12 protein-coding genes are annotated in these 12011 nt (G+C 70.1%); 3 read left to right on the top strand and 9 right to left on the bottom strand.

The features are described from left to right. Positions 1-8 precede the first annotated feature (8 nt). Entirely contained in the window at positions 9-647 is a 639-nt protein-coding gene (locus KQY30_RS18840; RefSeq protein WP_217307836.1) for a TetR/AcrR family transcriptional regulator, read from the bottom strand. Between the two features lie 168 nt (positions 648-815). On the opposite strand from KQY30_RS18840, the gene KQY30_RS18835 reads away from it, so the two are divergent. Both KQY30_RS18835 and KQY30_RS18830 read left to right on the top strand, forming a co-directional pair. Further along, positions 816-1526: an SDR family oxidoreductase gene (locus KQY30_RS18835; RefSeq protein ID WP_217307835.1), complete on the top strand. Its 711-nt coding sequence runs from the start codon at positions 816-818 to the stop codon at positions 1524-1526. Between the two features lie 81 nt (positions 1527-1607). Next, positions 1608-2351: a hypothetical protein gene (locus KQY30_RS18830; protein WP_217307834.1), complete on the top strand. Its 744-nt coding sequence runs from the start codon at positions 1608-1610 to the stop codon at positions 2349-2351. A 162-nt stretch (positions 2352-2513) separates the two neighbouring features. On the opposite strand, the gene KQY30_RS18825 is transcribed toward KQY30_RS18830, so the two are convergent. From KQY30_RS18825 to KQY30_RS18815, 3 genes are all read right to left on the bottom strand, one after another. Beyond that, positions 2514-3014, bottom strand: a complete 501-nt coding sequence (locus KQY30_RS18825) for a hypothetical protein (RefSeq protein ID WP_217307833.1) — start codon at positions 3012-3014, stop codon at positions 2514-2516. 177 nt (positions 3015-3191) lie between these two features. Next, positions 3192-4196, bottom strand: coding sequence for a fatty acid desaturase (locus KQY30_RS18820; protein ID WP_217307832.1), 1005 nt, complete (start codon positions 4194-4196; stop codon positions 3192-3194). Between the two features lie 189 nt (positions 4197-4385). Continuing rightward, on the bottom strand, positions 4386-4541 hold the full coding sequence (locus KQY30_RS18815; protein ID WP_217311540.1) for a hypothetical protein: 156 nt from the start codon (positions 4539-4541) through the stop codon (positions 4386-4388). A gap of 75 nt (positions 4542-4616) precedes the next feature. Between KQY30_RS18815 and KQY30_RS18810 the strand changes: the two genes are divergently transcribed. After that, a complete protein-coding gene (locus KQY30_RS18810) occupies positions 4617-5492 on the top strand; it encodes a fumarylacetoacetate hydrolase family protein (RefSeq protein WP_217307831.1) in 876 nt (291 codons plus the stop codon). A gap of 24 nt (positions 5493-5516) precedes the next feature. Here KQY30_RS18810 and KQY30_RS18805 read toward each other — a convergent pair whose 3' ends face one another. The 5 genes from KQY30_RS18805 to uppS form a co-directional block, all read right to left on the bottom strand. Then, positions 5517-6896, bottom strand: coding sequence for a deoxyribodipyrimidine photo-lyase (locus KQY30_RS18805; protein ID WP_217307830.1), 1380 nt, complete (start codon positions 6894-6896; stop codon positions 5517-5519). A 111-nt stretch (positions 6897-7007) separates the two neighbouring features. Continuing rightward, a complete protein-coding gene (locus tag KQY30_RS18800; protein ID WP_217307829.1) occupies positions 7008-8573 on the bottom strand; it encodes an SDR family oxidoreductase in 1566 nt (521 codons plus the stop codon). Between the two features lie 221 nt (positions 8574-8794). Beyond that, positions 8795-9445, bottom strand: coding sequence for a hypothetical protein (locus tag KQY30_RS18795; RefSeq protein ID WP_217307828.1), 651 nt, complete (start codon positions 9443-9445; stop codon positions 8795-8797). Positions 9446-9511: 66 nt separating this feature from the next. Continuing rightward, positions 9512-10933: an EF-hand domain-containing protein gene (locus KQY30_RS18790; RefSeq protein ID WP_217311158.1), complete on the bottom strand. Its 1422-nt coding sequence runs from the start codon at positions 10931-10933 to the stop codon at positions 9512-9514. A gap of 125 nt (positions 10934-11058) precedes the next feature. Beyond that, positions 11059-11862, bottom strand: coding sequence for a polyprenyl diphosphate synthase (gene uppS / locus KQY30_RS18785; protein WP_302185324.1), 804 nt, complete (start codon positions 11860-11862; stop codon positions 11059-11061). Positions 11863-12011: the final 149 nt, after the last annotated feature.

Genomic DNA, 12011 nt, shown 5'->3' with positions numbered 1-12011 from the left:
GAGCAAGGTCAGTCCGTGACGCCCGCGGCTTCGATGAGGGTCTCGGCGGTGGTGACCGCCAGGCCCCGGAGGTCGTCCGCGCCGATGCCGGCGCGGGTGCTCGCTCCGTCGTAGAGGACGGCGAGTTGGCGGGTGAGGAAGTCGGGGTCGGTGGCGTTTCCGCGCTCCGCCTCGGTACGGAAGAAGCCCTCCAGGTGCTGCCGCTTGACGCGGGCCGCCACGAGGCTGGCGGGGTGGGCGGAGTCCTTCAGTTCCACCTGCGGCGCGAGGAACGCGCACCCCATGTAGTCCGGTGACTGGGCGAACTTCTCCAGTTGCCGGAAGACATGGAGCAGTCGGGCGCGAGGGCTCGGGCCGAAATCGGGCGGGGGCAGCAGGAAGGCCGCGTCGGCGAGTACGCGGCGCTCCAGTGCGGCCACGAGCAGGGCGTCCTTGCTGTCGAAGAGCTGGTACATCGACTTCTTGGAGATCCCGGCGCTCTTGCACAGCGCGTTGGCGCCCACGCCGACGCCGTGGCGGTAGAAGAGGTCGACCGCGGCGTTCAGGAGCCGTTCCCGCTGTGAGGCGCTTGAGGCGACGGCGGTTGCGGTTGCGGTTGCCTCCGAGGTCTCGGGCACCACGTCGGATGCGGCCTTGTCGATGGTCATGGCATCGAGGTTACCCCGCGTTCGACAACGGAAACCGATCGGTTTACAGTGGGACGAAAGAAGGAAACCGATCGGTTTCTCGCTGTGCTCGGGGCGTTCGCCCGGCACGGCCCGGCTGCGTCCCGCGGCATTCCCCCTCCGTCCCCCGGACAGGAAGAAGCCCAGCTCATGACTCTCAACGGCTCCGTCGCTTTCGTGACCGGCGGCAACCGCGGCCTTGGCGCCGAGTTCGTCCGCGCCCTTCTCGAAGCCGGTGCGAGCAAGGTGTACGCGGCGGCCCGCGATCCCCGTACCGTCACCGCCGAAGGCGCCGTCCCTGTCCAGCTCGACATCACCGACCACGCCTCGGTCCGCGCCGCCGCCGAGCGGGCGCAGGACGTCACCCTGCTGATCAACAACGCCGGAATCCTCACGCCCACCAGCGTCCTGGAGGGCGACCTCGACACCTACCGCCTTGAGTACGACACCCACGTGCTCGGCACCCTCGACGTGACCCGCGCCTTCGTGCCGGCCCTGGCCCGCAACGGGGGCGGGGCGATCCTCAACGTCCTGTCCGTACTGTCCTGGGCTTCGGTTCCGCACCAGGCGGCATACTGCGCGGCCAAGGCCGCCGAGTGGTCCGTCACCAACTCCCTGCGCGTGGAGCTGGCCGACCAGAAGACCCAGGTGACCGCGCTGCACGTCGGCTACATGGACACCGACATGATCGCCGGCCTCGACGGCGTCGAGAAGGCCGACCCGGCCGACATCGCCAGGATCGCCCTCGAAGGTGTCGAGAAGGGCCGACTGGAAGTGGTCGCCGACGCCCTCACCCGGCAGATCAAGGCAGGACTCTCGCTCGGTGTCGAAGCCCTCTACCCGCAGTTCACACAGGTATGAGGCATGAGGCGCAAGGCAGGGGACCAAGGCAGGGGACCAAGGCAGGGGACCAAGGCAGGGGACCAAGGGAAGGACGCGACAATGACACATCTTCTGGATCTCGTACTGGAAGCACACGGTGGCGAGGAACGCTGGCGCAAGGTCACATCAGTAACGGCGGGGATGCTCATCGGCGGACCCATGTGGTCGTTGCACCAGGTGCCCGGCGTCCTCGGCAGCCATGAGGTCACGGTCGACTTCGGCACGCAACGTACCGTCCTCCGCGACTACACCGAGCCCGGACTGCGGGGCATCTTCACCCCTGAGCAGGTGTCGGTCGTCGACGAGGACGGACGTACGGTACGGGAGCGCCGCGATCCCCTCGCCTCATTCGACGGGTTCAGGACGGACACCCCGTGGGACACGCTGCACGCCCTGTATTTCATCGGCTACGCCACCTGGAACTACCTCACCGCGCCCTACCTGCTGACCCTGCCGGGCGTGCAGGTCCGGGACCTGCCACCGGAGCAGCCGGCCCTGGACCTCCGGCCCGGCCTCAGCGGCGGGTGGCGACGCCTCGGTGTCACCTTCCCGGACGACATCACGGTCCACACCAGGAACCAGACCTTCTACTACGACGAGCAGGGCCTTCAGCGCCGCATGGACTACGCGCCGCGCGTGACGGGCGGCATTCCGGCGGTGCACATGATCGACGGCCACCAGGAGTTCTCGGGACTGGTCTTCCCCACCCGCCGCCGCGTCTTCGTCCCCGCCCCCGAGGGACGGGGCCTGCGCGCCGACCCCTTCATCACGCTGGACTACGCCGACATCCGTGTCGGGGCGTAACGCGAGCGCAACTGGGCAACTGACGGACACGGAGCGGAAGTTCAGCGGGCCGTACCTGCCGAACGGTGGCTACGGCCCGTACCTGAGCGGCTGCGGCAGCAGTTCGGGCAGGCACGCAAGCCAGATCCCCGACCCTGGCGCCTTCCGCACAGCGGGCCGGCTTCAGTCCGAGCATCCGGTCGTGGAACCGTCTGCCGGGGAGTTGATGGCCACACGGTAGCCGGATCCAGAGTTGAATTCGGGCCCGGCCTTGCGCTCTTCCGCGTCGAGGGTTTCCTCGGTCAGGAAGTAGACGTCCAGCGTCGTCGTGCTGTCCCCCTTGCCGAGCGTGAAGCACAGATCCGCGGGGCTCTCTGCTTTGGACGCCTTCGCGGAGGTCTGAGACAGCTCCCAGCCGTCGCGCTCCGCCGCCGCCCGGTAGTACTGGGTCACTTCGGCCTTGTCACCAGGGAATACGTAGGTCCGGTCGGCGTATACCCAGGCGTCGCCGCTGTCCGCCCAGCAGCCGGACTCAAGATCCTCGAAGCCCTGAGGTACGACGGTTCCTTCGGGCCGGGAGTCGAGGATGTCGTGCGACTCCAACTCTTTGACCCGGTTCTCGGTGTTCTCACAGCCGCGGTTGAGCGCGGCGTCCAGAAGAAGGGAGTCGCGTCCGATGAGCACTCCCGCCCCTAGTGCAACAGTCAGCAGCAGCGCGGCACAACGGCCTGTTCCCGTACGGGGTACCAAGCCGACTCCTATGGTTGAGACCGCCATACGGGCGGACTTCACGCCCCGCACCAAGTGTGCACGGCCAATCACATCAGCAGTACACGTTTGCTCTCAACTGGGGCGACTGGTTCACAAGGCTGCGGACTTATGCGGGCCGGACGGTTCGGGGAGCAGTCGGGCGTTGAGGCGGTCCGCGCTCGGCCAGCGGACGTCGTGGACCCAGCCCAGCTTCTCAAATATCCAGATCAGACGGGCCGCCGGGTCGATCTGGCCCGGCAGCACGCCGTGGCGCGCGCCCGTGGGGTCGGCGTGATGCGAGTTGTGCCAGCTCTCGCCGAAGGAGATCAGCGCGAGCGGCCAGAAGTTGGTGGCCTTGTCCCGGCTGGCGAACGGACGCCGACCCGCGACGTGGCAGACCGAATTCACCGACCAGGTGACATGGTGCAGCAGCGCCATCCGCATCACGCCGGCCCAGAAGAACCCGGTCAGCGCGCCGGTCCAGGTGCCGGTGACGAGCCCGCCGACCAGCGCCGGGGCCAGGAGCGAGACGGCGGTCAGCGGCCCGAAGAGCCGACCGATCAGCCGCAGATCGGGATCGGCGGCGATGTCGGGCGCGAACCTGGCCCGGTTGCTCAGTTCACGCTTCAGCATCCACCCGACGTGCGCGTGGAGAAGCCCCTTGAGCAGCGCGCGCGTGTCCGTTCCGAAGCGCCACGGCGAGTGCGGGTCACCCTCGCGGTCGGCGAAGGCGTGGTGGCGGCGGTGGTTCGCCACCCATTGGACCGGCGAGCCCTCGACCCCCAGCGAGCCCGCGACGGCCAGGGCGATGCGCAGGCCTCGCTTCGCCTTGAACGAACGGTGCGTGAAGAGGCGGTGATAGCCGACCGTGAGGCCGGCTATGGACACGAGGTAGGCGACCACGGCCATGCCGACGTCCAGCGCCGACAAGCCCCATCCCCACACCAGCGGCACCACGACGAGCAGGCAGATCACCGGGCCGACGACGAAGATCCACATCGCCACCGCAGCCGCGGGCGTCTGCGGAGCGTCGAGCAGCGGCTTGACCTCGGCCGCGGTGTCGGTGTCGCCTTCGGCGGCGGCCTGTTCGGGCCGGCCGGTGTCGCTCGGGTTCATCGGTTCCTCGCCGTTGCTCGAGCATCGTCGGACGGGGTACCGGACCCACCCGGATCACGCGCGTCCGCGCGCTTTCGAGCGCGCTCGGCGACCCACGGCACACGATCGCACCGGACGGCATCCGCGCAGGCCGTCGCTCATGTCCGGGGTGTGAACGTCGCGGGACTAAATCGCCTTCATGTCCGATGATCACGCAGCGGTTCCGGACTGCGGCTCCCGCTGCACGGCGTCGGCCACCGTGTCACGCACGTCCCCCTTTGTGGGCGTGCGACCGGACCCCGCGAAGGTGCGGGAGAACAGCGGCTCGTCCCAGACCCGGTTTTCCGAGTTGCCGGAGATCAGCATCCAAGGCGTACTTGAAAGTGGTATGCCCTCGATCGGCGGAAGCCGGTCGCATGGCAACGCTGAGGAGGTGCAGCGATGAAACTCGCGACATTCGACGTCGGCGCCGGCGCCGGCGCCGGACAGCATGTCGGTTTTGTCGACGGCGACGCGGTGGTGGACCTGACCGCGGCCGATCCGACGTTGGACACGATGATCGAACTGCTGACGCGCGACCCGAGACAGGTGTCGGCCGCCGCCAACTCGGCCCCGAGGCTGCCCCTTTCGCAGGTGAAGCTGTGCGCTCCGGTCCCCAGGCCGCCCAAGTTCCTCGCCATCGGCTACAACTATGCCGCGCACCTTGAAGAGACCCATATGGACCGGCCGACCCGCCAGGCATGGTTCAACAAACAGCAGACCTGCGTCATCGGCCCCGGCGATCCGATCTGGATCCCGGCGATCGCCCCGGACGAGGTCGACTACGAGGGCGAACTCGGTCTGGTGATCGGCAAGCGCTGCAAGGACGTCCCGAACGAGAAGAAGGCGGTGCTGGACGTCGTCGCGGGATTCACCATCATCGACGACGTCAGCGTGCGCGACTGGCAGACCCTTGAGCCAGGCATGGTGGTCAGCAAGTCGTTCGACACACACGGCCCGATCGGTCCGTGGATCGTCACCCCTGATGAGATCGGTGACCCGCTCGATCTGCGGTTGCGTACGTACGTCAGCGGCGACCTGCGCCAGGACGGACATACGGCGGACATGCTCTTCAACCTGTACGAGCAGGTCGCCTACCTCTCCAGCGCGTTCACTCTTGAGGTCGGCGACGTACTGGCCACAGGCACCCCGAGCGGCATCGCGTGGCACCGGCCCGGCATGTACCTCAAGGCCGGCGACACCGTTCGCATCGAGATCGAAAAGATCGGCACCCTGGAGAACCCGGTCATCGACGAACCCCGCCAACCCAGCCGCTGAGCCGCGAGGGTGCCCCTGAAGGGGTCAGTCGCCGTTCCGCAGCCGCTTGAAGCGGTCCGCGGCCTCCGCCAAGTCCACGATCGGGGCCGGGTAGTCCGTGCCCGTGCGGCGGCCGGTACGGGCGGCCTCGCCGGGGCGGGCCAGGCGGTGGATCGACGCGGCGTCGAGATCCCGGAGTTCGGGAAGCCAGTGGCGTACGTACTCGCCGCCGGGGTCGAACCGCCGAGCCTGGACGAGGGGGTTGAGGATCCGGTTCGGCCGGGTGTCGGTGCCCGTGCCGGCGGCCCATTGCCAGTTGAGCTGGTTGTTCGCGACATCGCCGTCCACCAGCAGCCCCAGGAAGTGCTCCGCCCCCACCCGCCAGTCCACGTACAGCGTCTTGGTGAGAAAGCTCGCCGCCAGCAGACGGGCCCGCCCCGGCATCCACCCCTCGTGCCGTAGCTGCCGCATGGCCGCGTCGACGACCGGATAACCCGTACGCCCCTCCCGCCAGGCCCCGGTCTCCTCGGCGTTCCGGCGCCAGCGGTCGTGCCGGGGGCGGTAGTCGTGGTGGGCCGCGTCGGGGCGGGCGGCCAGGACCTGGTGGTGGAAGTCCCGCCATGCGAGCTGGCGGACGAAGGCGTGCGCCCCGGGACCGCCGTGCTCACGGGCCCGCTCCAGCAGTTCGACCGGGGACAGACAGCCGAAGTGCAGATAGGGGGAGAGCCTGGAGGTCGCGTCGGCGGCGAGGTCGTCGTGCAGGTCCGCGTACCGCTCCAGCGGACCGGCCAGCCACGACCGCAGTCTTCGGCGGCCCTCGGGCTCCCCGCCGGCGGGGAGCCCCGGCGACACGGAACCCGGCGCGAGGGACTCCGCGTCCGGCAGCGCGGCCGAGCGCACGTCGGCCACCGGCACCCTGGCCGGAGCCGGAAGGACGCCGCGTACCGAGAAGCCCTCCCATCTGCGGAAGTACGGTGTGAAAACCGCGAAGTGGTCCTTGCCCCCGGGCACCAGTGCCCCCGGCGGTACGGTCGTCACCGAGGCGTCATGGATCCGCAGGCCGCACCGGTCACCCGTCAGCGCCGCGCGCAGCCGGTCCTCGCGCCGTGTCGCGTAACGGCTCGCCCCGCCCGCGACATGGACCGTTCCGGCCCCGGTCTCCGTCACCACCCGGCACGTCTCCTCGACCACGTCACCGGTACGCACCACCAGACGGCCGCCCCGGGCGCGCAGCGCCGCGTCGAGGTCGGCCAGGCTGTCGGCGAGGAAGGCCGCCCGGTTGGGCACGGCGAAACCCGTCCGGCGGATGCCGGCGTCGACGACGAAGAGCGGCACCACGCGTTCCGCTTCGCGCAGGGCGGCCCGCAGGACCGGGTTGTCGTGCACCCGCAGGTCCTGGGTGAACAAGGCGACCGAGACACGCACGGCTGGCCTCCTTCAGCGTCCATCAGCCGACGACCACAGCATCCGTCAACCGGCGCCCATCAGCCGACGTCCATCAGCGTCCGTCAACCGGCGCCCATCAACCGACGTCCATCAGCGCCCACCGGCCCTGGTAGACCCGGCAGCCGCGGAATCCGTCCCGGCGGCCGACTCGCCACCGCCCGACTCGCCACCAGCGGATTCGGCAGCGGCGGCGATATTACGGGCCATACCTCCGAATACCGCCGCGTGGAACGGAGCGACACCCCACCAGTACGCGTGTCCCACAAGGCCGTGCGGATGGAACAGGGCACGCTGCCCGTACACCGTCCGCCCCTGCCCGTCCCGCCGCACGGTCATCTCCAGCCAGGCCAGGCCCGGCAGCCGCATCTCGGCTCTGAGCCGGAGCAGCCGCCCGGGCTCGATCTCCTCCACACGCCAGAAGTCCAGGCTGTCGCCGGTCCTCAGCCGGGTCGCGTCCCGGCGGCCCCTGCGCAGGCCGACTCCGCCCGCCAGCGTGTCCAGCCATCCCCTCAGGGACCAGGCCAGCGGCGAGGAGTACCAGCCGTTCTCACCGCCGATGCCCTCGACAACCCGCCAGAGGGCCTCCGGCGACGCCCCGACCGTACGCTCGCGGTGATCCGTGTAGAGGCTGCCGCCCGCCCAGTCGGGATCCGTCGGCAGCGGATCGCTCGGGGCACGCGGCGTGGACGCCGAGGACCAGCGGGTGGCCACGTCCGCGCCCCGGACGCGCTGGAGGGCCAGCCGGATCGCGCGGTCCAGATCCACGGGTCCCTCCGGCGGCTCCGGCAGGTAGCGCGCGATGTCCCGTTCCGTACAGACCACCGTGTGCCTCAGCGACTCGACCAGCGGCCGTGCGATCGCCCCCGGCACCGGAGTGACCAGACCGACCCACAGGCTGGACAACCGGGGAGTGAGCAGCGGAACGGGGAGAATCACCCGCCGCGAGAGATGAGCCGCCGCGGCGTACCTCCGCATCATGTCCTCGTAGGTGACGACGTCCGGTCCGCCGATGTCGAAGGCGCGGCTCACGCCGTACGGGAGCCGGGCGCACCCCACGAGCAGACGGAGTACGTCGCGGACGGCGATCGGCTGCGTACGGGTACGGACCCAGCTCGGGGTCACCATCACGGGCAGCCGTTCGGTGAGGTAGCGCAGCATCTCGAACGAGGCCGAACCCGACCCGATGATCACGGCCGCGCGCAGCACCGCGGTCGGCACCCCCGAGCCGAGCAGGATCCGTCCCACTTCGGCGCGCGAGCGGAGATGGGGCGACAGCGCGCGCTCGGGCACCCCCGAAGGTGTCAGACCGCCGAGATAGACGATCCGGCGCACGCCCGCGGCCCGCGCCTGCTCGCCGAAGACCGTGGCCGCACGCCGGTCCGTCTCCTCGAACCCGCGCCCGGTACCCAGCGCGTGCACCAGGTAGTACGCGACATCCACGCCCTCCATCGCCGCGCGCACGGACACCTCGTCCGTCGCGTCCCCGCGCACGACCTCCGCCTGCCCGGCCCACGGGTGATCACGCAGCTTGTCCGGGGAGCGGGCCAGGCAGCGCACCGCGTACCCGGCCGCCAGCAGCTCCGGCACCAGCCTGCCGCCGATGTATCCGGTGGCACCGGTGACCAGACAGCGGGGCGGCCGGCCGTCGCCGGTCATGACGGCCGCACGGAACCGGTCCGGCGGCTGCGAGCCGGTGGCACACGAGATCTCATATCCCCTCCGCGGACGCCGTTTCCCCGCTCCCCATGCTTCGGCCCGCACGCGACCGCCGCAACCGCGCCGGTCGGCGCGACCCGCACCCCGGAGTACGCACGGGGGCGCCCGCGGTCGTGCCGGTCACGGTCAGGTCGTGCTCGTGCTCGTGCTCGCGGTCACGGTCACGGTCGCGCGCCTCCGGCGATCGCGCGGTTGATCAGACGGGCCGCTTCGGCCGGGTTGTCGGCGGCCGCATAGACCCGCCCGGCCGGCACCGATTCGCCGTTCCGCAGTCGTATCGGCAATGGCTCTCCGAGTTCGATGACGAGGTTGGTCGCGCCGCCGACCGTGCACGCCACCGCGCCGTCCTCATCCGGGACGCCGCGTAATCCGTACCCGCGCGTGGAACCGTGCGCCACGCGTACGGATCCGAGCGCCCCGACCGGAATCGTGACCTCACGGAACGGTCCTGTCCGCAGCCGCAGAACCGCGCTGTCGAGCAGATGAGGCGCGCGTGCCGTCATCGCGCAGAAGCCCAGCGAGAGCACGAGGCTCAGCACCACCCAGACGAGATGGACCGCGCGACCGGCCGCCGGAAGCATCGCGTCGACGACGAGCCCGGTGACCAGGTCGGTCCCGGCGAACGCCCAGACAACCATCCGTACGTCGGACGAATGCGGGACCGGACGCGTCCCCTCGGGCAATGTCACCGGTCTGCGGGCCGACCAGTCCGCCAAGTCGCGCAGCATGGTGCTCGTCCACTGCTTCCCGGACCTGCGCGGCGTCGTTTCGAATTCGATGGATATGGATTCGGAATCACTGTGGTCACGCATCTGTCGGATTATTTCCCGTCAGATCCCGGCGGAACCACCGCGCCGAGTCCGTAGGGGTTCTTGTGCTTACGCCTGGGCGAGCAGGGGGTCGTACGCGGTCGAGTGCCGGCGGCCCGACATGAAGGACAGGAAGTCCTTCACGAACGCGCTGCGGGAGTACGTCTCGTCCGTGCCGGTCAGGGTGCGGTGGAAGGCGGTGCGGAACAGGGTCCGGTATTCGTCCGCGTCGATGTGCCGGTCGCCGTTCTTGTCGGTGGCGTCGAAAAGGACTTCGGCGACCCGGATCAGCGCGGGCCCGGCGAGGGAGGGGACCGCGGCGGCGTACTCCTCTTTGCTCACGCGGCCGTCGCCGTCGGTGTCGAGGGCGGACTGAAGTTCCTTCCACCACTCGGCGTACGCGTTGTAGAGCCGGGTCTCCTCCGGTTCGTCCAGATCCAGGCGGGTGGACAACTCCCGTGCCATGGCCGCGAGATCGGGCCAGTCCAGGTGGCCGTCCCCGGTCTGGTCCAGTACCGCGTCGAAGAACTCCTCGGCGCTCCGCTGCCGTTCGGGTGCCGCGGCGGGTTCAGCGGCGGGTTCAGGCTGTACGGGAAAGGGCGTGACCAGCCTGAACAGGGCGCCGGCCCGCTTCATCCGGCCGTGCAGTGCCGCGAGCGTCGCGGCCCGGGGGTCGTCGCTGTCGGGCGACAGGTACAGCAGGTCGGTGAGCGCCTCTGTCTCGATCCAGCCTTCGGGCAGGTGGCGCGCCAGCCCCGCGGCCACGTACGCGCTCTGCATCAGCGTCTGGGCGCCGGGGACTTCGGGCAGACCCGCCCGGCGGCGGAAGGGTTCCGGGAGGGACGCGACGGTGACCGTGCCGATGACCGGGCCGGCCAGCGCGCGGCCGGCCGCCCACACGGTGGGCAGCCCGCTCAGCAGGGGCGGCGCCGGGAGATGGTCGAAGAGCTTGTAGAGGATGATGCGCAGCGCCTCCGTGTTCTCCAGCTCCGTCTCGACCGTGTGGTCGTAGTACTGCCAGAACTCCTTGAGGGTGGGCGGCAGATGGCCGTCCGCCACCCCCAACGCCGCCAGGAAGGCCTGGAATTCGGCGTACAACTGCTCCATGGCGCTCTGCTTGAGCGGCTGTCCGCTCAGTCGGTACATGGTGACGGCGCTCTCGAACAGCGTCGCGACCACCCAGGCGCGGACCTGGGGGTCCATCGCGTCGTAGGGCCGGTTCTGTGCGTCGGTGCCGCTCAGGCGCTCGTGCAGGCGGTTGAGCCGCGCCGCCTCCCGTTGCCGTACGTGGTCGTCGGCGCCGAACATGCGCTGGAGGCTCACGAGCGTATTGCGCAGCCGTCGCCAGGGGTGTGCCACAAATGTCGAGTTGTCGGTGAGGGCCGCGCCGACCTGGGGGTGGGCGGCTTCCAGCACCGTGGCCCGGACGATGCCCAGGGCCCAGCGCGGGTCGTTGAACAACCGGTGGAACTGCGAGCCCGGGCCGAACAGGAGCGCCGGCTGTACGGTGGCGGCGCCATCGGCGGCACTGGAGCCGGCGGCACTGGAGCCGGTGGGGCCGGAGGCGGTGGGGCTGAAGTGACTGGAGTGGCTGGAGTGGCTGCTGCCCGTGTCGGTCACTGGTGAGGTTCTCCGTTCGCCTTCGGCGTCACGCCGCCGAAGCGGCGGCTCCGTTGCTGATAGGTGTGCAGGCACTCCAGGAAGTGCGGCGCGCGGAAGTCGGGCCACAGCACCGGCGGGAAGATCCACTCGGCGTAGGCGACCTGCCAGAGCATGAAGTTGGAGATGCGCTGTTCGCCGGAGGTCCGGATGACGAGATCCACATCGGGTGTGTCCGGAAAGGGCAGATGAGCGGCGAAGTGCCGCTCGTCGACGGCATCGGCCGGCACCCCGCTGCGGATCAGGGACCGTGCCGCCTCGACGATGTCCCTGCGTCCGCCGTGATCGAACGCCACGGTCAGCGTCATGCCCCGGTTCGTGCTGGTCAGCGTCATCAGGTCGGCGAAGTCCCGGGCCAGCGCCGGGGGGATCCTCGGGTCCGCCACGCCGAGGAACCGGCAGCGGATGCCCCGCGCGTACAGCAGCGGGGCGTGTTTCCGTACGACACGGCGCACCAGCCGCATCAGGAACTCGACCTCGTTGCCCGGGCGTTGCCAGTTCTCGGTGGAGAACGCGTACAGGCTCAGCCACTCGACCCCGGCCGTCCGCGCCGCCTCGATGACGTCGATCACCGTGGCCTCGGCGGCCCGGTGGCCCGACGTACGCGGCAACGACCGCCGTGCGGCCCACCGGCCGTTCCCGTCCATCACGCACGCGACATGGCGCGGCACGCCCGCTGGACGGTCCTCGGCGGCCGGGCGACGCGTATCCGTACCGTCCTCGGCCGGCGACCAGGCCGGAAACGAGGCGGAAGCGCCCATGGCTCGTTCAACCGTCACATGTGCCCCCGGCCGTCACAACGCAGTCCCCACCACACAGTCCCCACCGCGGGCGCCTCTCGGATCGCCCCTCAGCAGGGTGCCTGTGCCGCGTCGCGGGCACACCGGGATCTCCGCACATTCACCCGTAG

This window comes from Streptomyces sp. GMY02, from assembly GCF_019056675.1.
In the GTDB taxonomy this organism is placed as follows: Bacteria; Actinomycetota; Actinomycetes; order Streptomycetales; family Streptomycetaceae; genus Streptomyces; species Streptomyces odonnellii.
Note: the sequence above shows the minus strand (reverse complement) of the source record. Positions and strands in the feature narration are given on the sequence as shown.